Raw genomic sequence first — 23,233 nt, forward strand, 5'->3', positions numbered from 1 at the left:
AACCCGTGCCAGCCCGGAGCGCAACATGACCCTTTCCCAGCCCGTCGAAACCGCCGAACCCCCGAAAACCAAGTACAATCGTGTCATGTTGAAAATCTCGGGCGAGGCGTTGATGGGCGATCAGGGATTCGGCCTGCACCCACCGACCGTTCAGCGCATCGCGCAAGAGGTGAAGTCGGTTCACGATCTGGGCGTTGAGATTTGCATGGTCATTGGCGGCGGTAACATCTTTCGCGGCCTCAGCGGCTCGGCCCAGGGGATGGAGCGGACGACGGCGGACTATATGGGAATGCTGGCGACGGTCATGAATGCGCTTGGAATGCAGTCCGCGCTTGAGGAAATCGGAGTGTTCACCCGTGTCATCTCGGCCATCCGCATGGATGAAGTGTGCGAACCCTATATTCGCCGCCGCGCGGTGCGCCACCTCGAAAAGAAACGGGTTTGCATCTTTGCAGCCGGGACCGGCAACCCGTATTTCACCACCGATACCGCCGCGACCCTGCGCGCGAACGAAATGGCCTGTCAGGCGATCTTCATGGGTAAGAATGGTGTGGACGGCGTGTATGACAAAGACCCCAAGGTTCACGCCGACGCCGTGCGCTATGACACTGTTTCTTATGACGATGTTCTGGCCAAACGGTTGCGCGTCATGGATGCCTCGGCCATTGCGCTGGCGCGCGACAACAACCTTCCGCTGATTGTGTTCGGGCTGGATGAGCCGGGCGGGTTCCGGGGCATTCTGGCGGGCGAGGGCACATACACCAAAGTTCAGGGCTGAAGTCTTGTCGTATTCCTAACTCGGCCAGACCAGAAGACCCGCTGCAACGTCCGACATATCCGGCGCTGCCAGCAGGCATCTCTACAAGACGAATGAGGAGTGAGTGGCCATGAGCACTCTGGATATCGATTTCGTTCGGGCGCAATTCCCGGCCTTTTCCGAACCCGCTCTGCAGGAGCAGGCGTTTTTTGAAAACGCGGGTGGCTCGTATACCTGCAAGCCGGTAATAGACCGGCTGACCCGGTTCTACGTTCAGCGTAAAGTTCAACCCGATCACCCGTTTGAGGTCAGCCGTCTGGCGGGCGAAGAGATGGACGAGGCCCGCACCCGATTGGCCGCAATTCTGGGCGTCGATACGGATGAGCTGAGCTTTGGCCCGTCGACCACGCAAAACACCTATGTTCTGGCGCAGGCGTTCCGGCAGTGGCTGAGCCCCGGCGAGGCGATTGTGGTGACCAATCAGGATCACGAGGCCAATTCCGGACCTTGGCGGCGTTTGGCGGATGATGGCGTCGAGGTGCGGGAATGGCAGATCGACCCCGAGACCGGCTCTCTGAACCCGCAGGACCTTGAGGAATTGCTGGACGAAAAGGTGCGTCTGGTCTGTTTCCCGCATTGCTCGAACGTCGTGGGTGAGATCAATCCGGTGACCGAGATCACGGCAATCGCCCACGCGGCGGGCGCATTTGTCTGCGTCGATGGCGTGTCTTATGCGCCGCACGGGTTCCCGAACGTGGGCGATCTGGGGCCGGATATCTATCTGTTCTCGGCCTACAAAACTTATGGCCCGCATCAGGGCCTGATGGTCATCCGGCGCACAGTCGGAGAGTTGCTGCCAAACCAGGCGCATTACTTTAACGGCGATGTACTTTACAAAAGGTTCACCCCGGCAGGTCCGGACCACGCCCAGATCGCGGCAAGCGCCGGAATTGCGGATTACATCGAGGCTTTGAGCGCGCATCACGGCGGGCCAGAAAGCGGCGCAGCGGCGCAGGGGGCCTTTGTTCACGACTTGATGCGAATGCATGAGGTCGAGTTGCTGCAACCCGTGCTGGATGCTTTGAAGGACAGAAACGCTGTGCGTTTGATCGGTACATCAGATGCCACCCGGCGGGCTCCGACCGTTGCCGTTGCGCTTAGTTGTCCGGCAGAACCTGTCGCCGCCGAACTGGCAAAGCACAACATCATGGCCGGTGGCGGGGACTTCTACGCCGTGCGTCCGTTGCAGGCGATGGGGGTCGATCCGGCGCAGGGCGTGTTGCGGGTCAGCTTCACGCATTACACGGCAAAGCACGAGATTGATCAGCTTTTGGAAGCCCTTGATCGCGTTTTATGATCCGGGCCTTGACCTGCCTCGTAAACAGGAAAAAGGCGGGCAGTCATGGATACGCAACCTCCGGTCATACTGTGGTTTCGGCGCGATCTGCGTGTCTCGGATCACCCTGCATTGCAGGCGGCCGTGGAAACGGGCCGTCCGATCCTTCCGGTTTACATTCTGGACGAACTTGCTGAGCGGTTGGGCGCGGCCCCGAAATGGCGTCTGGGGCAGGGGCTGGGGGTCTTTTCTGCCGCGCTGAAACAACTGGGAAGCCGCCTGATCCTGCGCCGGGGCGAGGCCTTGCGCGAACTACAGCGTTTGGTGGCCGAGACGGGGGCGAAGGATGTCTACTGGACCCGCGCCTATGACCCGGACGCGATTGCGCGGGATACCAAGGTCAAATCTTCCCTGCCTGCCTCTGGAGTGAATGCGAAGTCATTCGCAGGGCACCTTTTGTTCGAACCGTGGACGGTTGCCACCAAAACCGGCCAACCCTTTCGCGTATTCACGCCGATGTGGCGGGCGGTGCAGGACCGGGACGTTCCGGCCCCAAATGCGCCCCCATCCCGGCTGAACGCGCCTGATGCATGGCTTGCGTCCGACAGGCTTGACGATTGGGCCATGGGGGCCGGAATGCAGCGCGGTGCGCAGGTTGTGCGCCCCTATGTTCAACCGGGTGAACACGCGGCTCATGAGCATCTGAACGCGTTCCTGACTAATGTCGGCCAGTATTCCGATAATCGGGACCGGCTGGACCTTGATGGCACGTCCAACTTGTCGGAATACCTGTCATTGGGGGAAATCGGGCCGCGCAGCGTCTGGCACTTCGTCCAGCGCGCCGCAATGATGGGCACGCCGGGGACCGGGGCGTTCCTGCGCCAACTTGTGTGGCGTGAGTTTGCGTATCACCTGATGTATCACACGCCGCATCTGCTGACCGGGAACTGGAAGCCGGACTGGGACGCGTTTCCATGGAATGAGGATGCCGGACACCAGCATGTCACAGCTTGGCGGCGGGCCCGAACCGGCATTCCCGTTGTCGACGCAGGTCTGCGCGAAATGTACGTCACGGGCCGGATGCACAACCGCGCCCGCATGATTGTGGCAAGTTATCTGACCAAGCACCTGATGACTCATTGGAAAATCGGAATGCAGTGGTTCGAGGACTGCCTGATCGACTGGGACCCGGCGGCCAATGCGATGGGTTGGCAATGGGTGGCCGGGTCCGGCCCGGATGCCTCACCCTTTTTTCGGATCTTCAACCCGCAGACTCAGCAAGAACGTTTCGACCCAAACGGGTCCTATCTGCGGCGCTGGATCGCTGAAGGGCGAGCCGATCCGACCGAAACGGCGCTTTCCTATTTCGATGCGGTGCCGGTCTCATGGGGATTGCGGCGCGGTGCCGACTACCCACCGCCCGTTGTTGATCTGGCTGAGGGGCGTCGCCGCGCGCTTGCGGCGTATGAAGGCCGAAAAAGCCGGTAAGGAATTGAAAACTTGCCACAAACGGAATCCCGCCCTAGCTTTTATCACAGACCGCAGAGGGGAGAGCGGATGATCCTGACAACCACCGAGGGGCAGAAAAACCTGCCCAGATATTTCGCGCAGGTGTTCAGAATGCTGGGCAAGATGGAGTCCGGGCGGCTGGACATCACTCTGCCCGATGGCCGCACCTTCCGCAGCGAAGGTGAAAAGCCGGGGCCCGTCGCGCAGGTCGATATCCATGACGGCGACGTGTTCGCGCGCTTGATCCGCGAGGGCGAACTGGGGTTTTCTGACGCGTATCTGGACGGCCATTGGAGCACGCCCGACCTGCGCTCTTTCATGGATCTCGTGCATCTGGGCACGGAAACGGTTTATGACGGTTTCACCGGGCGGTTTCTTGTGCAGGCTTATGAGCGGCTGCGGTTCTGGCTGCATCGAAACAATCGTACGCAGGCGAAAAAGAATATCTCGTACCACTACGATCTGGGAAATGACTTCTACGGTCTGTGGCTAGACGACACGATGACCTATTCCAGCGCCTTGTTCGAAACCGGGCAGGAGAGCCTTGAGAAGGCGCAGACCGCCAAGTATGCCAGCCTTGTGGATGAGATGGGGGCCAAACCCGGCGATCACATCCTTGAAATCGGCTGCGGCTGGGGCGGTTTCGCGGAATATGCCGCCAAAGAGCGTGGCTTGCGGGTCACGGGTCTGACCATCAGCAAGGAACAGTTGAAGTTCGCCAAAAAACGAATTGAAAACGCAGGACTTTCCGATCTTGTTCAGTTCAAGCTGCAGGATTACCGTGATGAGCGCGGCGAATATGACGGCATCGCCTCGATCGAGATGTTCGAGGCGGTTGGCCAGAAATACTGGCCGGTCTATTTCGAAACGGTGCGAGAGCGGCTGAAGCCGGGCGCGCAGGCCACGCTGCAGATCATCACCGTCGGCGATCACCGGTGGGACTTTTACAAAAACGGCGTTGATTTCATTCAGAAATATATCTTTCCGGGTGGCATGTTGCCGTCACCCACAATCCTGAAACAAGAGATCAATCAGGCCGGTCTCAACGTCGTGCGATCCAAGGAGTTCGGCCAGAGTTACGACCTGACGCTGCGCCGTTGGTACGACACGTTCAATGACAAATGGGATCAGATTTCGGAATTGGGGTTTGATGAGCGTTTTCGCCGCATGTGGAATTATTATTTGACCGCATGCGGCGCAGCCTTTGACACCGGTAATTGCGATGTGACACAGATCACAATAGCAAAGCCAAGTTAACGAACGGACCCCGGAATGCCCAATGCCCCGCGATTAGTTGCCGCTGTATGTCTTGTGGTGGTGGCCTTTATCGTGTCCGGCATGATCATGGACAACGGGGACGAGGGCAAAGACTATGGCTATTTCGTGTACGTCAACATCGCGTTGGGCTGGATCTGCGGCTGGGCCATCATGGGCAAGCGCGCGGGCAGGGGTTGGACAGCGGGCGTAAACAATGGCCTGACGGGTGTGGCCTCGCTGGTGTTCTGGGCCCTGTTCGTGCAGGGCTGCAACGAGATGTTCCGCCTAGCGATGCGCCATCGCTATGACGGCCCGTTCGAGGCTGTGAAAGCCATTTTCGTCATCGGCATCGAATTCGGCCAGCAATTGCTGGTTCCGGAAATTCTGATCACGCTGGCCGTCGGGGCTTTGATCGCCGGTCTGGCAACCGAAGAAGCGGGCCGCCGCTGGCGGTAAACTGCATCCCCAACATGAGAGTATCATTCCGTGTCAGATTTGTTCTTCTACGGCACGCTGCGGCACGTACCGCTTCTTGAACGTGTCCTCGGGCGCGAGGCGTCCTCGCTGCAGACATTTTCAGCGCGCCTTCCGGATCATTGCGTGCGCGCGGTGCAGGGGCAGGATTTCCCGATGATCCGCAAGGAACCGGGCGGCACGGCGCAGGGGCTTTTTGTTCGCGGCCTGACTAAGGGCGACATCGAGCGGCTGGCCTATTACGAAGGCGGGTTCGATTATGATCTGCAACCGCTGCAGGTGAATCTGGACGATGGAACACGCGCCGAAGCACAGGTCTTTTTTCCGGCCCCGGGCACATGGACGGCAGGCGATGTGTGGTCGCTGCAAGATTGGGTGGATGCCCGGGGCGAGTTGACCGTTCTGGCCGCCGAAGAAGAGATGGCCTATTTCGGGCGTATCGATCCGCAGGACATGGTGCGCAATGTGCGGGCCATTCAGACCCGTGCCTGGGCCAAGCTGATGGCGCGGCAACGCAAAACCGGTGATCCCAGAGATCCCGCCAAGGACGTGATCGTGCATCGCCACAAACGCGCCTATGTCGATTATTTCGGGATGGAGGAAATCGATCTTCAGCACCGCCAGCATGATGGCACCATGGGCCCGGTTCTGAAACGCGCCAGCCTGATGCAGGGCAGCGCCGTGGCTGTGCTGCCCTACGACCCTGTGCGCGATCTGGTTCTGCTGGTCGAACAGTTCAGACCTCCGGTCTATTTGATCGACGATCCGGAACCCTGGTTGTGGGAAGCCGTCGCGGGGATGATCGACCCCGGCGAGACGCCCGAACAGGCCGCGCATCGCGAGATGATGGAAGAGGCCGGCGTCAAGGTTGACGCGCTGGAATATGCCGGCGGGGCTTATTCCTCAAGCGGGTCGTCCACGGGCTACTTGTATTTCTATGTCGGGTTGGGCGATCTGACCAAAACGGCAGAAGCCGGTGGGGTGGAGGCCGAGGGCGAGGACATTCGCAGCCGGATCCTGCCTTACGATGAATTTATCGACATGGTTGATCGGCATGTTTTCAAGGACTTACAACTGCTGAACCTGTCGCATTGGCTGGCGCGCCACCGCGACCGGCTGCGGTCCTGACTATCGCGCTTGTGGTTGTTGGATCGCGGCTGTAAATCTCCTTTGATACCAAATGACATGAGGGTGCCATGCGCATTTCACGAGACCTTGCCGACGCAGTAGGAAAAACACCGTTGATCCGGCTGCGCCGCATCAGTGAAGAGACCGGGTGCGAAATCCTCGGCAAGGCCGAGTTCATGAACCCCGGCCAGTCCGTGAAAGACCGCGCGGCGCTTTACATCATTCGGGATGCGGTCGCGCGGGGCGAGCTGAAACCGGGCGGCACGATTGTCGAAGGTACGGCGGGCAACACGGGCATTGGCTTGGCGCTGGTCGGGGCCTCGATGGGGTTCAAGACCGTGATCGTGATCCCCGAAACCCAGTCGGAAGAGAAAAAAGACATGCTGCGCCTTGCCGGGGCGCAACTGGTGCAGGTTCCGGCCGCGCCGTATCGCAACCCGAACAACTTTGTGCACTATTCCCGCCGTCTGGCCGAGGAACTGGCGCAAACCGAACCCAATGGCGCGATCTGGGCCAATCAGTTCGACAATGTGGCCAACCGGCAGGCGCATGTGGAAACCACCGGGCCGGAAATCTGGGAACAGACTGGTGGCAAGGTCGACGGTTTTGTGTCTGCCGTGGGGTCGGGCGGTACGTTGGCCGGTGTGGCGGATGCGTTGCAGCCCAAGGGCGTCAAGATCGCTCTGGTCGATCCGATGGGGGCGGGGCTGTATTCCTATTACACCACCGGAGAGATCGCGATGGAGGGTGGCTCGATCGCCGAGGGGATCGGGCAGGTGCGCATCACCAAGAACCTTGAAGGGTTCAAGCCGGACTATGCCTATCAGATGACCGATAACGAGGCGCTGCCCTACATCTTTGATCTGCTGCGCGACGAGGGCCTTGTCATGGGCGGCTCGACCGCGATCAACATGGCGGGCGCGGTGCGTCTGGCCAAGGATCTGGGGCCGGGCCATACCATCGTGACCATCCTGTGCGACTATGGCACGCGCTACCAGTCCAAGCTGTTCAACCCTGAATTCCTGCGCGAAAAGGAACTGCCGGTTCCCGACTGGATGACCGAAGCCCCGCGCAGCATTCCCGGCGTCTTCGAGGACGTATGATGCTGCGGCGGGTCCGCTGGTTTTTTGCGCTTGTCCTGACATGCCTGATTGTTCTGGGCGGCCCCGTTGCGGCCCAACTAAACGACGATCAAAGCGAATATTATCAGGGCTGGATCAAGACGGCGGATCTTGCCGAATCCATGATCGAGGCCGACCGCGCCCCGAATGCGACGCTCGAGAATCTGCGGGCGAAAATCCACAGCTACCGGGATGAGTTTAACAGCGCGCGGGGGGCCAATACCGAACGCATTCAGACGCTTGAGGCGCAGCTGGACGCGCTTGGGCCCAAGCCCGAAGGGGATGTGGCCGAACCCGAAGACATCGCAAATTTGCGCGCCCATCTGGAAGAACAGCTGAACGCGCTTCAGGTGCCGAAAATCATCTCGGAAGAGGCGTTCAGCCGCGCCAATGGTCTGATCACCGAGATCGATCATTTGCTGCGGAATCGCCAAAAGAAAGAACTGCTGGAACGTGGCCCATCCCCGATCAATCCGGTCTATTGGGGACCGGCCTGGCAGGATATCGTCGAGGCCGCGCGCAGCCTGTTCAACGAGGCCCGCAACAACTTTCAGACCGATGTGGTTCACGAAAAGCTGCGCAATCAGGGTCTGGGAATCTTCCTGCTGGTCTTATTCGCCGGTGTCCTGCTGTTCTACGGAAAAACGTGGTCCGAACTGGCCGCGAGTTACATGCGCCGGTTGGGCGGGCAGGGCAGTGGGGTCTGGACCTTTCTGACCTCGCTGCTGCGCATTATCCTGCCCTGGCTGGGCGTCTGGCTGATTGTCGAAGCCATTGTCCTGACCGGCGTGCCGGGTTTTCGCGGCACGCTGTTGATTGAAAAAGTGCCGTATTGGGCGGCGATCATTCTTTACTACGACTGGATTGGCCGTCAGGTCTTTGTGCTGCAACAGGCGCAGGGGTTCAAACGGCTGAGCGCCAATCGCGTGGCCGAGATACGGGTCTACCTCGACCTGCTGGCGATCTTGCTGATCCTGCACGAAATGGTGGATCTGTTCGATCAGATCGAAAACATCTCGGACGCGACCCGGGCGGTGGTTGGTTTCCCTGTCACCGTCGCCACGGCGCTGGTGCTGCTGCGCGTCCGAAAGGTCCGTAGTTCCGAGACCGCGGCCACTTCCGACGAGCCAACCGCCACCACGCGTGGTGCGGGGTTGGGCCAACTGATCGAATTTTTGCGCCGCGCCCTGTTCCTGCTGGGAATTGTCAGTCCGATTCTGGCCGTCGTGGGGTACACGAATGCCGCCGAAGCCATCGTCTATCCGGCAGTCAGGTCTCTGGTCCTGATCGCAGCGCTGGTGATCGTGCAGCGGTTCCTGACCGCGGTCTACGGTTGGATCACCGGGCAGGGTGAGACGGCGAAAGAGTCGCTGTTCGCCGTGCTCATCGGCTTTGCGATGGCGATTTTGGCTCTGCCTGTTCTGGCGATCTATTGGGGCGCGCGCGAAACCGACCTGTCCGAGGCCTGGTCGCGGCTGTTGCTGGGTTTCGATATCGGTGGCGTCACCATCTCGCCCAGCAACTTCTTCACCTTCGTGGTGATATTTACCATCGGCTACGGGCTGACGCGGTTGCTGCAAAGCGGGTTACGCAATTCCCTGTTGCCGAAAACCACAATCGATCCGGGTGGGCAGAACGCAATCGTGGCAGGCACCGGCTATGTCGGGGTCTTTCTGGCCGCGCTATCGGCAATCGTGGTCGCCGGGTTCGATCTGTCGTCGCTGGCCATCGTTGCCGGTGCCTTGTCGGTCGGGATCGGCTTTGGTCTGCAGACCATCGTGTCGAATTTCGTCTCGGGCATCATCCTGCTTGTGGAGCGTCCGATCTCGAAAGGGGACTGGATCGATGTGAACGGGATGATGGGCTATGTGCGCGACATCTCGGTCCGCTCGACACGGATCGAAACCTTCGACAGAACCGATGTCATCGTCCCGAACTCGGACCTTATCAGCGGGGTCGTCACGAATTACACACGCGGCAATACCGTCGGTCGCGTGATCGTGCCGGTTGGCGTCGCCTATGGGACAGATACGCGGCGGGTCGAGAAAATTCTGGGAGAGATTGCCAACAACCATCCCATGGTTCTTGCCAATCCTGCGCCAAGCGTCGTGTTTCAGGGCTTTGGAGCGGATTCTCTGGATTTTGAGATCAGGGCGATCCTGCGGGACGTGAACTGGGTCCTGTCGGTCAAGTCCGACATGAACCACGAAATCAACAGGCGCTTCGTTGAAGAAGGCATTGAAATTCCCTTTGCCCAGCGTGACGTGTGGCTGCGTAACCCGGAAGCTCTGGGTGCCCCGGCTTCGCCCGCAAAACCGGCTGCCAAGGTTGAAAGCGATCAACCAAAGACACCATCATCGTCCCCGGTCGACATGACCGAAGCCGACCTGTCCGACGGGGATGGGGATGAGATTTAGGGGTGTTTTCGATCCGACCGGCAAAGGTTGAAATTCGCCCCATTCACCCCTTGCAAATCCTTGGGCGATAGTCCAATTATCGCCGGCACGGAGAGGTGGCCGAGTGGTCGAAGGCGCACGCCTGGAAAGTGTGTAGGCGGGAAACCGTCTCCAGGGTTCGAATCCCTGTCTCTCCGCCACTTACTTTCGTTCAGCCAGAAAGCCTGCCGTGGCTGCGGATGGCGCGAAATCGGTGCTCTGATGACAGGCACGCTCGCGTGGTCTGGCACCGACCGATAAAGTCCAAGTATTTCTGAAAAATCGAAACTTCATTCCATGAATTTCGCATATGCAAGCTTTGCCTTAAGTGGCGCTTGATGGCGGCGGGTCGTGCATGTTTCACTTTAGATGTTTAGTCGGCAAAACAAGGCACAAGACAAAAGCACAAGGAAAGTGTCAGCCGACTAAGAACCAAAGCGCGCCGCCGGGCGGATGGACCTGTCTGGTGCGCTTAAGATGTTCAACATGGAGAAATCGAATGAACAAACTATCGATGCTTTTGGGTGGCGCCTCGATGGCGGTCGCCATGCCGGCTGTTGCGGCTGACATCGTAATCGGGGTTCCGAACTGGGCTTCGGTCAATGCAACGGCGCATATCCTTGAGCTTGTGATCGAAGAAAACCTGGGCCTGGACGTAGAGCTTCAGAACGGCACCAACCCGATCGTTTTCGAGGCGATGGACAGCGGATCGATGCATGTCCACCCCGAGGTCTGGATGCCGAACCAGCAGAACCTGCACGACACTTACGTCAAGGATAACGGCACCGTTGTGATGAACGACAAACCGGTTCAGGCCGAGCAGGGTATGTGCGTTCCGACCTATATCGCCGAGAAGCATGACATCAAATCCATCGACGACCTGAGCGACCCGGACAAGATCGCGATCTTCGACACCGACGGGAACGGCACGCCCGAGGTCTGGATCGGCGCGCCTGGATGGGCCTCGACCGTTGTCGAAAAGATTCGCGCGAAGTCATACGGTTATGATCAGCTTTTCGATATGACCGAGTATGAAGAAACCATTGCGTATGCAAATCTGGCGAACGCGACCAAGGCGGAAGAGCCATGGATCGGGTTCTGCTATAGCCCGCACTATATCTTCGTGACGCAGGATCTGACCGTTCTGGAAGAGCCGGCTCATGATCCCGCCACCTGGACCATCGTGCAGCCAACCGATGATCCGGACTGGCTGGCGAAGTCCGAAGCCTCGACCGCATGGAACGGGGCCACGTTGCATCTGCACTATGCCAAGGAACTGGAAGAGGCTTACCCCGAAGTGGCAGCTCTGTTCCGCAACTATCAGATGCAGGGCGACGACCTGAGCGCGATGGGCAAGGCGTTGGCGGTGGACAATGTCGAGGCGGCTGATTTCGCCCGGCAGTGGGTGTCTGAAAACGAAGACACCGTTATCGGCTGGCTGACCAACTGACCCAGCATTCGGGGCCGTGGCGAACCCTCGCTGCGGCCCTTTTCCTATCTGTCTGGCAAAACAACGCCTTATGGGGGGCTAATGGACGAATCCGTCGTAAAACTTGAACATGTCTGGAAAATTTTTGGCAACCGCGCGCCCGAAGCGATGGAGGCTGTCCTGAAGGAAGGGCTGACCAAGCCCGAAGTCCTTGAACAATTCGGCTGCGTGGTGGGCGTGCAGGATGCCAGCTTTGAGGTCTCGCGCGGCGAGATTTTTTGTATCATGGGCCTGTCTGGTTCGGGCAAATCGACACTGGTGCGCCATGTGAACCGCCTGATCGAGCCGACGGCGGGCAAGATCGAAATCCTCGGGCATGACGTCTCGAAAATATCCGAAACCGAGTTGCGGCGCATTCGCGCCCAGCAGATCGGTATGGTGTTTCAGCATATGGCGCTGATGCCGCACCGTTCGGTGCGCGACAACGTGGCTTACCCGCTGGAAATCCGCAGGGTTTCGAAATCCAAACGGTGGGCTGTTTCGGACCACGCACTTGGGCTGGTGAACCTGACCGGGTATGAGGACCGGCTGCCCAAGGAACTGTCCGGCGGGATGCAGCAACGTGTGGGTATCGCCCGCGCGCTGGCCTCGGACCCCGAGGTTCTGCTGATGGACGAGCCATTCTCGGCCCTTGACCCGTTGATCCGGCTGCAGCTTCAGGACCAGTTCAAGGCGTTGGTGGCGCAGCTGAAGAAAACGACCCTGTTCATCACTCACGATCTGGATGAGGCCATTCGCATCGGCCACCGGATCGCGATCATGAAGGACGGTGTCATCGTTCAGATCGGCACGCCCGAGGATATCGTGATGAACCCCGCCGACGATTATGTGCGCGAGTTTGTGCAGGGCATCTCGAAGCTGAAACTCGTCAAGGCGCATTCGATCATGGAACCCGTCGCCAGCTATTCCGGCCCGCTGGAGGGCGCGCCGCGCGCTGATGAGGCGGCGGATCTGGACCAGCTAATTGATTTGGCCGTGAACACCGACATGCCGGTCGTCATCACCGATGCCGGGGCCGATGTTGGCGTCGTGACCAAACCGCGCCTGCTGCGCGGAATTCAGGGAGGCAAGCAAGAATGACTGACATGACCGCAGAAATACAGGTCACTGCTGCCTCGGATATCGAGGTCGACCGCGACGCGCTTGACAGGTCGATCCACGAATTCGCTGGTCCAAACGGGGACTACTACGTCAAAACCTTCCACAAGATCCATGACGCCACCAGCGCCGTGCCGAACACGTTCAATATATGGGCGGCGGTTCTGGGGCCGTTCTGGTCGGCGTCGCGCGCTGTCTGGGGGATGTTCTGGACATTTCTGATCCTTGAAATCATCGCCTGGGTCCAGATCGGGCGCGGCTTGTGGGGCAACCCCGGCGCTGAATTCGCCGACCGGGCGGCCACTCAGCAGTCGCGGGCGCAAGAGTTTCTGGACCGCGCCGCAGCGGCGACAGAGCAATCCGATATCGACCGCTTTACGCGGATGGCCGAGAATATCCAAAAGGCGGCAGATACCAGTCTGGAAAGGGCATTGGCCGCGCAGTCCGAAGCATCCGGAATTCTGATCACCGGCCTGCTGATGCTGGTGGTGTTCAAACTGGTGCAGGGCTTTTATGCCGACCGGGTGTATGAAAAACAGTACTCGAAATGGCGGGTCAATCCGGCGCGCGTCGAAAGCGGCCGGTCCACCCGAAACATTGTGCTGGGCGCTGTTCTGATCGCGGCGATTGGGCCGTTGATCGTGTACAAGTTCACCGTAAACGCCTCGCTTCCATTGCTGGACGCATTCCCGGAGCAAGAGGTGTCGGCGCTTTTCCTGGGTGACGGCGGTGGGACATTGTACTCGTCTCTGGCATCGTGGATGGAGGCGCGGATTGACGCCGCTGCATTGGCGGGTGGCGATATCTTTGACGGGATCGTCGCGGGTGTCCGCTCGGTTCTGGATGCGCTGACGATTGCCTTGATCGGCTCACCCTGGCCGGTTGTCATGCTGGTGATTTGTGTCACGGCGTGGCGCGCGGCGGGTCCTCGGGTCGCGATCTTTACCGCGTCGTCCTTGGCCTATATCGCGCTGCTTGGCTATTGGGATGTGGCGATGGAAACGGTCGCACTGGTGGGTGCGGCGGTGCTGCTGTGCGTCGTCTTCGGCATTCCGCTGGGCATCTGGTTCGGCAAATCCCAGCGCGCCTATCGCGCAGCGGAACCGGTGCTGGACCTGATGCAGACGCTGCCGGCCTTTGTGTACCTGATCCCGATCATCGCCTTTTTCGGCACCGGCAACCCGCCGGGTATTCTGGCAACGATCATCTTCGGCATGCCGCCGGTGATCCGCCTGACGGCTTTGGGGATGAAAGGCGTGCCCGACAGTATCAAAGAGGCCGCCGTGGCCTTTGGAGCCTCGAAATGGCAATTGCTGAAGGATGTCGAGATTCCGCTGGCCTTGCCGTCGATCATGACCGGGGTGAACCAGACGATCCTGATGTGCCTGTCGATGGTGGTGATCATCTCGCTCATCGGCGGCGGCGGGCTGGGCAAGGAAATCCTTGAGGCGCTGCAATACGCCGCCAAGGGTCCGGGCCTGTTGGGCGGCTTTGCGATCCTGTTCTGCGCGATGGTCATCGACCGTATCGTTCAGGGCGCCTTCCGGCGAGAAGACGAGAAAATTTGATGGCATACGCACCTCCGGCCCTGCCGGGGGTGTTTTTTTGTTCAAGGGGTATGGCATGACGGATCGTTACGAGCAGTCGATGATGGAAAACCTGTATTGGTGGGGTGTCCCCACCCTGTTCCGCTGTCCGAATACAGGGCCGCAGGGGCAGGATATTGCGCTGGTCGGTGTTCCGCACTCGACCGGTAACGGGACGACCGAGCGGGATCAGCATCTGGGACCAAGGGCCTTGCGTCATGTCTCGGCGGTGCAGCGCCGGGTGCATTCGGTGTTTGGAACCGACCCGTGGAACAGCGCAAAGATTGCCGATGTGGGGGACGTGCCGTTTCCACGCGCCAATGACAACGAAGACTGTATCGAGCGCATCACCGCGTTCTACAAGGACATTGACGAGGCAGGCGCGCGCCCGGTGTCAGTTGGCGGCGATCACTCGATAACTGGGGGGATTGTGCAGGCTTTGGGCGGCGGAAAACTGGCGGGCGGTGAACCGATCAGCTTTCTGCATCTGGATGCGCATACGGATGTGTTCACCAAGGTCGATCACTTCCTCGGGGCCAAGAAATCTGCCGCCCATTGGGGGGCTTATCTTGCGGATCAGGGGCAGGTCGATCCGACCCGGTCCATGCAGATCGGGCTAAGGGGACATCCGCGCAGTCTGGACTGGCTACAGCCGTCTTACGACTATGGCTACAACATCGTAACGATGCGCGAGTTTCGCCAGCGCGGGCTTGAGGATGTGATCGACCAGACGCGGGATGTTCTGGGGGATCGTCCGGTCTATATCACGTTTGATCTGGATTGCCTTGATCCCACAGTCGCGCCTGCGGTTTCCAATCTGGAACCCGGCGAAAAGGGGTTCGACATTGACGAGGCCGTCGGCATCCTGCGCGCGGCGCGTGGTCTGAACATCGTGGGCGGAGACGTCGTCTGCATGATGCCCACAAAGGACAGCCCGAACAACATCACCGCGTTGACAGCGGCTGCTGTCATGTACGAGATGATCTCGATGATCGCCGAAAACGTCGCGGCTAAGTAGCCCGGCGCGCATCGACGGCCTCGGCCAGCACGCAAAGCAGTTCGAACATCAGTGAGATTCCCAGCCAGGCGGTTCCTCCACTGGGATCGAACGGCGGAGCCACCTCGACCAGATCGGCCCCGACAAGGTTCAGCCCGGACATTTTGCGAATGACCTGCTGCGCCTGGAAACTGTTGGGACCACCGACTTCAGGCGTGCCGGTCCCCGGTGCAAATGCCGGATCAACAAAATCGATATCGTAGGTGCAGTAGGTGGGGGCGGTGCCGACAATCTGGCGAACCTCGGCCATGACATCGTCGATGCCCCGGTCGAACAGTTCCTCGATACGAATGATGCGGATGCCCTGAACCTCGCCCCATTCGATATCTTCGGTGTTATAGGCGGTGCCCCGGATGCCGACCTGAACGAAGCGCTTGGGATCGACCAGCCCTTCTTCGACCGCGCGTCGAAAGGGGGTGCCGTGGGTGAATTTGTGGCCTCCGAAATAGCTGTCGAACAGATCGGTGTGGCTGTCGAACTGGATCAGGCCTAACGGGCCATCGGCTGCAAGCGCGCGCAGGACCGGCAGGGTTGGCAGGTGGTCGCCTCCGGCGGTCAGCGGTACGATTTTGCGTTGCACAAGATCGGCATAGAACGCGGTTATGCGTTGCAGAGTGTCACCGATATCAACCGGATTGGGCGCGACATCCCCAAGGTCCGCGCAATTGGTCAACGAAAACGGCGCTATGCCCGTAACCGGGTTCATCGCCCGGATCATCGTCGAAAAATCGCGCAACTGCCGAGGGCCATGCCGCGCGCCCGGTCGGTTGGTCGTACCGCCATCCCAGGGCAGGCCGACCAGGCCAATTTCGACCTCGCCAAACCGGGCGTGATCCTTAGACAACTGGGGCAGGCGCATGAAGGTCGGAACACCGGCAAACCGGGCCAGTTCCATCGCCGAAACCGGTTGAAAGAAATCGTCTGCCATCTGTTCTTCTCCGTCATATTCAGCGCCGAGCCTATCCTGTACCGGCATGCGTGCAAGCAGAAGATTGGCGATTCCGTCAGGCCAAAATCCGAAATCGCTTGCGGATTTCTGCGTCCTGCTCGGGCGTCAGGTATTCGGGGTGGTGCGTTCCCAAAATCTCTTGCGCGCGGTCGCGGGCGGTGGTCCAGGCGTCTTTGGCACCATCCTGTTCCCACGTTCGGGGTTCATTGCGATCAGCGAGCGTGGGGTAGAAGTAATCCCGCTCCATCGCGGCGTAGGTATGGGAACTGCCAAGGAAATGACCGTCGCCCAGTACGGATTGGCAAATGGCGTCGAAGCCAAGGTTTTCTTCGGTTACTTCAATACCGCGAAGGGCGCGATAGGTGTGCGAATGCATCTCATTGTCCAGAACGAAAGCTTCGAAACTCGCGCCCAGCAATGAGGCCGTCATACCCGAACTCTCATAGATCAGATTACCCCCCGCCAAGGCAGCGGCCAGTGAGGTCATGCCCTTTTCAGCCCCGTATTGCGCATCGATTGCCTTGGCATCCGTCATCGACGCCGCAACGCCCGAGGGTAGTCCCAGCCAGTTGATGATCTGCGCCGAAGCGGCATTCAGGATCGCGGTCTCGCCGCTGCCGCCCGCGAACGCTCCGGTTCTGAGGTCGACGATGAAGGGCCAGTTTGAGAAGACCATCGGAAAGCCCGGTTGGATCGTATTTACCATCACGAGGCTGGCCAATGTTTCCGCCAATGACTGCGCAAGGAACCCGGCCAGAGTCGCAGGGGCCGTCGCCCCGGCCTGAGCCGCTGTAATGCAGGACATCGGGATATTGTGCCGGACGCATTCGTAGACGACATCCACCGCATCCTCGCCATAGCGCAGGGGTGAGATCACCGGGCTGATATGGGCTTTCAGAAAGGGACGCTTGGAAAACGCGCCCGGACCGCCCGCGACAATGTCCAGCATTTCGACAATCGGGGCGACGTGTTCGGCAAGCGTGAATGAGGTCGCGATGGGTTTTGTCGTGTTTTTCACCAAAGCGTAAACCGTGTTCAGATCCAGATCGAAAACGTCCGGCACATCGGTCGCAACGCAGCACCGGGTGAACCAGCTGACGTTATCCAACACATCCTGAAGGCGCGTGAAATCATGCAGATCGGTCAACGTGGCAGGACGGTAGAGGCCCGTGCCCATGTCCAGCGTCTGCACCGCAGCGCCGCCGGTTCCGAAAAACACGCGATCTCCGCTAACTTCGATCGAACGGTTTTCATCCCGTCCGTGAAACACAAAGCTCTTGGCCGCCGAAGCGACGGCGTTTTCAACCATGTCGCGCGGAAACAGCAGCCTGTCCTGTTCGCCCGTCTGTGCTCCGCCCGCCAGCAGGTCGCGGCGCAGCCGATCCGGGACATTTCCCATCCCGAGCGTTTCAAGCAGCCGCAATGCGGTGTCGTGGATCAGGGCGATCTCGGCCTCGGCCAACGGGCGAAACGACCCTCCGCGCTGGCCCGGAGGGCAGGGGTCGAATTCAGGCTTGGCCGCACGTTGCGCGATACGGGCGCGGCGGCCGCTTCTTCTGCTGCCTTCTGATGACATCTTCGGGCTCTCCGGTATGGGTTTTGGGTATGTTAAATATCAACGAACGCAACCGGCAAAAGCGAAGGTGGGGTTTTCGAATTCTAATACCTGAGATTCGATTTTCCCAAACCCACAAAACCCGCATTGCTGGGATGGTGCCTTTTTCCCCAAGAATTGCACAGGCATAAAGGAGCCAGGCTGATGAAATCGCGCACCAAGGTCGTTGTCATCGGTGGAGGGATTGCCGGATGTTCGACTCTGTACCATCTGACGCAGGAGGGTTGGTCGGACGTTGTTCTGGTGGAACGGAATGAACTGACATCCGGGACCACGTGGCATTCGGCTGCGCAGGTCACGAATTTCGGCATGAACCAGACAATGGTCGGGCTGAAAACGCATTCGATCCGGCTGTACAAGGAACTGGCTGACGACCCGGATTATCCTATCAACTACCACCACGGCGACGGCGGCATTCGCCTTGCCAACACCGAGGCGCAGATGCAGGGCTATCGCCATTTTGCCTCGATGGCGCGGGGCATGGATGTGCATTTTGAAGTGATAGATGCCGAAGAATGCGCCCGTCGGCACCCGTTGATTTCCACCGACAACCTGATCGGCGGCTTGTGGGATCCGTTGGATGGTGACATCGATCCGGCCCAACTGTGTCAGGCGCTGGCGCGACGGGCGCGCAAAGCCGGGGCCGAGGTGTATCGCAACACGCCCGTTACAGGCCTGGTGCAGCACGACGATGACACATGGACCGTACAGACCGAACATGGGGATATCGACTGCGACATCGTCGTTAACGCCTGCGGTTACCGCGTGAACGAGGTCGGCGCGATGATGGGCGTGCACCATCCGGTCGCGTCGATGGAACATCAGTATTTCCTGACCGAGGAAATACCGGCCATTCGCGAGGCTGGCCATCGCATGCCGCTGCTCAGATGCCCGATCAGCGACTATTACTGCCGTCAGGAAAAGAACGGGCTGCTGGTCGGGTTCTATGAACAGGACTGCAAGACCTGGGGCATGGACGGGATCGACCCGAATTTTATCAATGCCCTATGCCCCGACGATCTGGATCGCGTGACCGATGTGCTGGAAGGCGCCTTTGCGCGGATGCCCGCGCTGATGGAGGTTGGCATTCACACTGTCGTCAATGGCCCGATCACCTACACCATCGATGGTGCGCCTTTGGTGGGGCCGATTGCGGGCAAGCGAAACGCGTTCTGTATCATCGGCCTGCGTGCGGGCCTGGGCGAGGGCGGGGGCCACGGATGGCTGCTGGCCCAACAAATCGTGCATGGCGAGGCCTGTTACGACACGTGGTGCCTTGATCCGCGCCGCTTTACCGGGCACGCGAACGTGGAATTGACGGCGCTGAAGGCTATCGAAGACTACCAGAACGAATTCCGGTTTCACTTCCCGCATGAACACCGCCCGGCTGGCCGCCCGGCAAAAACAACACCCCTGACCCCGATTCTGGCCGCCGAGGGTGCAGAGTTCACCGTGGTCAACGGGTGGGAGCGGGTCGACTACATCAAGCCCGATCCGGATTTCACGCCGTCCCTGAGTTTCGATTTTGACGAAGCTTTTGATGTTGTAGCGGCTGAGGTCCGAAATGTGCAAACCAATGTCGGGCTGGCCGAGGTCAACGGGTTCAACCGCATCGAAATCACCGGCGCGGATCGTCACAGATTCCTTGATCGCATGTTCTGCGGGACCGTGTCCAAACGCGAGGGGCGGGTCGGTCTGGGCTACTTGCTGAACCATCAGGGCATGGTCAAGGCCGAGGCGACGATTGCCAACTTGCCAGCCAGCGACCGGGGCCCTGAACGCATTTGGTACGGATCGGCGGCGGCCAGTGAATATCATGATATGGACTGGCTGGCGCAGCACGTGCGGCCTGACGAAGATGTGCAACTGCGCAGCCTGACAAACGACCAGACGATCCTTGTTCTTGCAGGCCCCAACGCACGAAAGGTTCTGACGGCCTGCGCCCGTGGCGACTGGTCGGCTGAGGCGTTTCCCTGGCTCAGCGTCCGAGAATGCTTCGTGGGGATCGCTCTGGCCACTGTCATGAGTGTCAGTTTTTCGGGCGAGTTGGCCTATGAAATCCATGTCCCAAATGCCTCGCTTTATGCGGCTTACCTTGCGATTCGGCAGGCGGGCGCCTCTGTGGATCTGCAACTTTTCGGTGCCCGGGCGGTCGAGTCCATGAGAATGGAAAAGGGTTTCCTGCATTGGAAAGCGGACCTGATCACCGAGTTTGATCCCTTTGAGACGGGATTGGACAGGTTTGTGAGGCTGGACAAGGGCGACTTCATCGGGCGGCAAGCCCTGCTGGACAGGCAACACGCCGGGCCACGGAAACGGTTGGTGACGCTGCAGGTCGACAATCAAACCGCCCCGGCGCATCCCGGCGCGTCGGTCATCATCGGCGACAAGGTGGTTGGAACGGTCACGTCCGGCGACTGGGGTCACAGGACCGGGCTGAATCTGGCCTATGCCTTTGTCGATCCAGAACTGGCCCGGCAAGGTACGGAAATGAAGATCGATATGTGCGGAATGCTCCCCAGCGCCAGCGTGATTGCGCCATCACCCTATGACCCGCAAATGAGCAGGGTGCGCAGCTAGGACTTGCCGAAACCCGAATTCTCTGTTTCGATTTTTTCGAAAGAATGGAAGCAGAGGAAACAGAGCACGTGTCGAAATCTCTGAGCCTTCGGTGGCTGGAAGTGTTTCAGTTGATCGCCAAATCGGGGTCCATTCAAAAAGTCGCGGCGGAAACCGGTCTGTCCATCAGCACCGTGTCGAACCACCTGCGCAGCCTTGAAACCGCGTTGGGCGTGGAACTGGTGGATCACGGCCGCAGACCCATGGGGCTGACCCCGGCAGGCGAGGTATTCTCGCGCTATGTGCGCGAAGGTCTGACCGTTTTGAAACGGGGTGAGGCGGAAATACGATCCGGAAACTGGAAGCATGCAACGGCGCTGCGGCTTGCGTTGATCGATGACTTCGACAATCAGGTCGCGCCCGAACTGTTCCGGTTTCTGGCGCATGCTCTGCCGCGCTGCAATTTCCGTCATTTCACACGCCCCAGCCACGAGATCATTGCCAAGCTGCAGGAACATAAACTGGACGCCGGGGTGGCGACACGCCCTGCGGAAAAGACGGACGGTCTGGTTGAATACCCGTTGCTGCGCGATCCCTTCATCGTCATTCTGCCCGAGGCCTACAGCGGCACGGTCGAAGACGTGCTGAAATCGGACGCTGATCTGCCTTTCCTGCGGTATTCCCGCGACTACACGATCGGAAAGCAGATCGAAGTTCAACTTACCCGCAGCAAGTTCAGCCTGCCAAACAGGTTTGAACTGGAATGCAATCAATCGATTGTCGGGCTGGTCGCCGAAGGCAGCGGTTGGGCCATCACCACGGTCGCCAGCTTTGGGCGCGCGCAGCGCTTTCACGACAGTATCAAGGCGCTACCCTTTCCGGGGCGCAATTTCGTGCGCACGGTTTCGCTGTTTACAACCGATGTCTATCCGGCCTCGACATCGCGGCTTATTCACAATGCGCTGAGCAGGCTGGTCAAGCAGAACTATTGCGACCCGATCAATTCGAGATATCGCTGGCTTGAGAAAGATTTTCGCGTGCTGGAAGGCGGTCTGTAATTTTTGCAAACGCGTCGCCGTTTTGATTGCATCGGCTGTTGATCGCCAATGCCTTCATCTTGTCGCGAGGTTCCCTCTGGCCGCATTGTAACATTTTTATGGCAGCAGTATATTGAAGGCTGGCAAGAAACCCTGCGTTCCCACAGCAAGGACTGAATTTAGAAAAATGATTGACTTAGATGGCCTTACGCCTTTGCGTGAAAGTCAAAACTACAAGATTTTCCAGCACCCGGAACTTGAAGGGGCGCTGTTGAAAGTACGCTGCGATGAGCCCAAGCGCGATCACTTCATCCGTCGGTATTCCGAGCGGCGGTATGGCAATTTGCGCCAGTGGCAGCGCGAAGCGAACGAGTATCTGGCCGCGCTTCACCGGGGATGCCCCGAAATCGACCGGCTGGCCCGGTTCATGGGGTACGAGCCGACCTCACTCGGACCGGCCCTCGTCGTCGAAAAGATGACCGGCCCGGACGGCAATCTGGCACCCTCGGTCCATGCCGAAATGCAGGCCACTAAGGATCCGGCGCAAAGAAAGCGTCTGCGCGAAGAAGTGATCGAGCTTCTGGATGATCTCGAGCGTGGCCGGATAGTGGTGGGCGACATGGGCTTTGAAAACATCGTGCGCGCGCAGGAACGAAACGGTCGGCTGGTGGTCATCGACGGATTGGGTGAGCGGGTTTTGCTGCCTCTGACGCTGATCAGCGATTGGGCTTTTCGCCTGTCCATTGCTCGGCGGCGCGCCCGGTTGGCGGGCTGACAATCAGGCGGCGGCACGGGGTTGATTTCAGCGGGCTGCTGCGCCTATCTGGCCGGGCTTTAGGAAAGGACTGAAAGTGGGCCAGCATGATCTGAAACCGGGTAACGGGGTCTTTTACATCAATCTGGACCGTATTCCGGAAAGAAAAGACTTTATGGAGGCCGAGTTCGCCAAAATCGGCCTGTCCGGCGCCACCCGGTTCAGTGCCATTGATGGCCGCAAGCCCGGTGCACTTGATCAGAACAGATACGTGCCCGGAACCGGCAGCCGCTGGGGCCTTGTCACCAGCGAGGTCGCTTGTTTCGAAAGCCATCGGGCCGTCTGGCAGCTTGCCCTGGACAACGACCTGCAGGCCGCCGCGATCTTCGAAGACGATGCCGAGATGTCGGCCCATGCCGCAGAGGTCATTCAGGCCCTGCTGCAGGATGGGTCCGGCTACGATTATGTCAAACTCGACTACGCGCCGAAATCGCGCAGATTTGGCCCTGTGCAGGACATCGGTGGTGTCGCGGTGCGACAGGTGTTGGAGATGGTTCCAAGCGCCGGGGCTTACATCCTTTCCAAAGAAGGTTGCCGCAAGCTGTTGGGCTGGTCCCGGCAATATTCGGATCACATAGATGATTTTGTCACCATCCCGCGTCCCGACTGGCGCATGTATCAGGTGTTTCCGGCCGTATGCGTGCAAATGGTTCTGTCCAAGCAACAGGATGGCGTGGTCGATCAGGTCAAAAGCGGCGAGCGTGAGACAGACGTTGCGACCAACACCGGGCTCGACAAAGGCCCGCTCTGGTTCCGTGCACGGCGAGAGTTGCAATCGGCGCAGCAAAAACTGCGTTGGCGAATGGGCGGTCAGGCGCGGTTATTGGAGCAGGGCGGGTATGTCGGCTACGTCCCCTGCGCCGATGATTTGCGGGTATAGGGGCGGTTTTCGACGGCAGAACCCGGTTTTTCCGGTGGTTTGAGCCATTTTTTCGTCCGTGGCTTATTAGCGTTAACAAAAATATCAAGTTGATATAGTGTTGTGGTGTTATTCAAAGGTAATACCCGGGTT

The 23,233-nt window shown here is 59.4% G+C and carries 18 protein-coding genes and 1 tRNA gene; 17 read left to right on the forward strand and 2 right to left on the reverse strand.

What is annotated here, in order from left to right:
* Positions 1-25: 25 nt before the first annotated feature.
* The 13 genes from pyrH to ACR0EZ_RS02540 all read left to right on the forward strand — a co-directional run bounded on the left by pyrH (position 26) and on the right by ACR0EZ_RS02540 (position 15,208).
* The gene (pyrH, locus tag ACR0EZ_RS02480) at positions 26-778 is read left to right on the forward strand and encodes a UMP kinase (RefSeq protein WP_480610387.1); all 753 of its coding nucleotides are present in this window, start codon (positions 26-28) and stop codon (positions 776-778) included.
* 109 nt (positions 779-887) lie between these two features.
* The gene (locus ACR0EZ_RS02485; RefSeq protein ID WP_480610389.1) at positions 888-2,114 is read left to right on the forward strand and encodes an aminotransferase class V-fold PLP-dependent enzyme; all 1,227 of its coding nucleotides are present in this window, start codon (positions 888-890) and stop codon (positions 2,112-2,114) included.
* A 45-nt stretch (positions 2,115-2,159) separates the two neighbouring features.
* Positions 2,160-3,581 (forward strand): cryptochrome/photolyase family protein, encoded by a 1,422-nt coding sequence (locus tag ACR0EZ_RS02490; protein WP_480610391.1) that lies wholly within the window; start codon positions 2,160-2,162, stop codon positions 3,579-3,581.
* A gap of 69 nt (positions 3,582-3,650) precedes the next feature.
* Positions 3,651-4,859, forward strand: a complete 1,209-nt coding sequence (locus tag ACR0EZ_RS02495; protein WP_480610393.1) for a class I SAM-dependent methyltransferase — start codon at positions 3,651-3,653, stop codon at positions 4,857-4,859.
* Positions 4,860-4,874: 15 nt separating this feature from the next.
* The gene (locus ACR0EZ_RS02500) at positions 4,875-5,315 is read left to right on the forward strand and encodes a TrgA family protein (protein ID WP_480610395.1); all 441 of its coding nucleotides are present in this window, start codon (positions 4,875-4,877) and stop codon (positions 5,313-5,315) included.
* A gap of 30 nt (positions 5,316-5,345) precedes the next feature.
* Positions 5,346-6,461, forward strand: coding sequence for an NUDIX domain-containing protein (locus tag ACR0EZ_RS02505; protein ID WP_480610397.1), 1,116 nt, complete (start codon positions 5,346-5,348; stop codon positions 6,459-6,461).
* 68 nt (positions 6,462-6,529) lie between these two features.
* Entirely contained in the window at positions 6,530-7,564 is a 1,035-nt protein-coding gene (locus ACR0EZ_RS02510; protein WP_480610399.1) for a cysteine synthase A, read from the forward strand.
* The gene (locus ACR0EZ_RS02515; protein ID WP_480610401.1) at positions 7,564-9,999 is read left to right on the forward strand and encodes a DUF3772 domain-containing protein; all 2,436 of its coding nucleotides are present in this window, start codon (positions 7,564-7,566) and stop codon (positions 9,997-9,999) included. The genes ACR0EZ_RS02510 and ACR0EZ_RS02515 overlap by 1 nt, the downstream gene beginning before the upstream one ends.
* A gap of 89 nt (positions 10,000-10,088) precedes the next feature.
* Positions 10,089-10,178, forward strand: a tRNA-Ser gene (locus ACR0EZ_RS02520).
* Positions 10,179-10,516: 338 nt separating this feature from the next.
* The gene (locus ACR0EZ_RS02525) at positions 10,517-11,467 is read left to right on the forward strand and encodes an ABC transporter substrate-binding protein (RefSeq protein ID WP_480610403.1); all 951 of its coding nucleotides are present in this window, start codon (positions 10,517-10,519) and stop codon (positions 11,465-11,467) included.
* Between the two features lie 81 nt (positions 11,468-11,548).
* Entirely contained in the window at positions 11,549-12,586 is a 1,038-nt protein-coding gene (locus tag ACR0EZ_RS02530; RefSeq protein ID WP_480610405.1) for a quaternary amine ABC transporter ATP-binding protein, read from the forward strand.
* Entirely contained in the window at positions 12,583-14,172 is a 1,590-nt protein-coding gene (locus ACR0EZ_RS02535; RefSeq protein ID WP_480610407.1) for an ABC transporter permease, read from the forward strand. The genes ACR0EZ_RS02530 and ACR0EZ_RS02535 overlap by 4 nt, the downstream gene beginning before the upstream one ends.
* Positions 14,173-14,227: 55 nt before the next feature.
* The gene (locus ACR0EZ_RS02540; RefSeq protein WP_480610409.1) at positions 14,228-15,208 is read left to right on the forward strand and encodes an arginase family protein; all 981 of its coding nucleotides are present in this window, start codon (positions 14,228-14,230) and stop codon (positions 15,206-15,208) included.
* Here the strand turns inward: ACR0EZ_RS02540 and ACR0EZ_RS02545 are convergent.
* Together ACR0EZ_RS02545 and ACR0EZ_RS02550 are read right to left on the reverse strand one after the other, a co-directional pair.
* Positions 15,201-16,175 (reverse strand): agmatinase, encoded by a 975-nt coding sequence (locus ACR0EZ_RS02545; protein WP_480611136.1) that lies wholly within the window; start codon positions 16,173-16,175, stop codon positions 15,201-15,203. The two genes, ACR0EZ_RS02540 and ACR0EZ_RS02545, sit on opposite strands and share 8 nt — an antisense overlap.
* 76 nt (positions 16,176-16,251) lie before the next feature.
* Positions 16,252-17,772, reverse strand: a complete 1,521-nt coding sequence (locus ACR0EZ_RS02550; protein WP_480610411.1) for a trimethylamine methyltransferase family protein — start codon at positions 17,770-17,772, stop codon at positions 16,252-16,254.
* Between the two features lie 183 nt (positions 17,773-17,955).
* Here ACR0EZ_RS02550 and ACR0EZ_RS02555 point away from each other — a divergent pair, with 183 nt between their 5' ends.
* The 4 genes from ACR0EZ_RS02555 to ACR0EZ_RS02570 all read left to right on the forward strand — a co-directional run bounded on the left by ACR0EZ_RS02555 (position 17,956) and on the right by ACR0EZ_RS02570 (position 23,101).
* Entirely contained in the window at positions 17,956-20,391 is a 2,436-nt protein-coding gene (locus ACR0EZ_RS02555; protein ID WP_480610412.1) for a GcvT family protein, read from the forward strand.
* A 68-nt stretch (positions 20,392-20,459) separates the two neighbouring features.
* Positions 20,460-21,428, forward strand: coding sequence for a LysR family transcriptional regulator (locus ACR0EZ_RS02560; protein WP_480610414.1), 969 nt, complete (start codon positions 20,460-20,462; stop codon positions 21,426-21,428).
* Positions 21,429-21,594: 166 nt separating this feature from the next.
* Positions 21,595-22,182, forward strand: coding sequence for a YrbL family protein (locus ACR0EZ_RS02565; protein ID WP_480610416.1), 588 nt, complete (start codon positions 21,595-21,597; stop codon positions 22,180-22,182).
* Between the two features lie 76 nt (positions 22,183-22,258).
* A complete protein-coding gene (locus ACR0EZ_RS02570; RefSeq protein WP_480610418.1) occupies positions 22,259-23,101 on the forward strand; it encodes a glycosyltransferase family 25 protein in 843 nt (280 codons plus the stop codon).
* The last annotated feature ends 132 nt before the right edge of the window (positions 23,102-23,233 follow it).

This window comes from Ruegeria sp. AK4, from assembly GCF_056541025.1.

Bases quoted from the DNA above. Each gene is read 5' to 3' on its own strand.
- ACR0EZ_RS02530 (WP_480610405.1), top strand. From the start codon at position 11,549: ATGGACGAATCCGTCGTAAAACTTGAACATGTCTGGAAAATTTTTGGC.
- ACR0EZ_RS02510 (WP_480610399.1), top strand. From the start codon at position 6,530: ATGCGCATTTCACGAGACCTTGCCGACGCAGTAGGAAAAACACCGTTG.
- ACR0EZ_RS02485 (WP_480610389.1), top strand. From the start codon at position 888: ATGAGCACTCTGGATATCGATTTCGTTCGGGCGCAATTCCCGGCCTTT.
- ACR0EZ_RS02565 (WP_480610416.1), top strand. From the start codon at position 21,595: ATGATTGACTTAGATGGCCTTACGCCTTTGCGTGAAAGTCAAAACTAC.
- ACR0EZ_RS02535 (WP_480610407.1), top strand. From the start codon at position 12,583: ATGACTGACATGACCGCAGAAATACAGGTCACTGCTGCCTCGGATATC.
- ACR0EZ_RS02525 (WP_480610403.1), top strand. From the start codon at position 10,517: ATGAACAAACTATCGATGCTTTTGGGTGGCGCCTCGATGGCGGTCGCC.
- ACR0EZ_RS02555 (WP_480610412.1), top strand. From the start codon at position 17,956: ATGAAATCGCGCACCAAGGTCGTTGTCATCGGTGGAGGGATTGCCGGA.
- pyrH (WP_480610387.1), top strand. From the start codon at position 26: ATGACCCTTTCCCAGCCCGTCGAAACCGCCGAACCCCCGAAAACCAAG.
- ACR0EZ_RS02540 (WP_480610409.1), top strand. From the start codon at position 14,228: ATGACGGATCGTTACGAGCAGTCGATGATGGAAAACCTGTATTGGTGG.
- ACR0EZ_RS02500 (WP_480610395.1), top strand. From the start codon at position 4,875: ATGCCCAATGCCCCGCGATTAGTTGCCGCTGTATGTCTTGTGGTGGTG.
- ACR0EZ_RS02495 (WP_480610393.1), top strand. From the start codon at position 3,651: ATGATCCTGACAACCACCGAGGGGCAGAAAAACCTGCCCAGATATTTC.
- ACR0EZ_RS02490 (WP_480610391.1), top strand. From the start codon at position 2,160: ATGGATACGCAACCTCCGGTCATACTGTGGTTTCGGCGCGATCTGCGT.
- ACR0EZ_RS02545 (WP_480611136.1), bottom strand. From the start codon at position 16,175: ATGGCAGACGATTTCTTTCAACCGGTTTCGGCGATGGAACTGGCCCGG.
- ACR0EZ_RS02515 (WP_480610401.1), top strand. From the start codon at position 7,564: ATGCTGCGGCGGGTCCGCTGGTTTTTTGCGCTTGTCCTGACATGCCTG.
- ACR0EZ_RS02550 (WP_480610411.1), bottom strand. From the start codon at position 17,772: ATGTCATCAGAAGGCAGCAGAAGAAGCGGCCGCCGCGCCCGTATCGCG.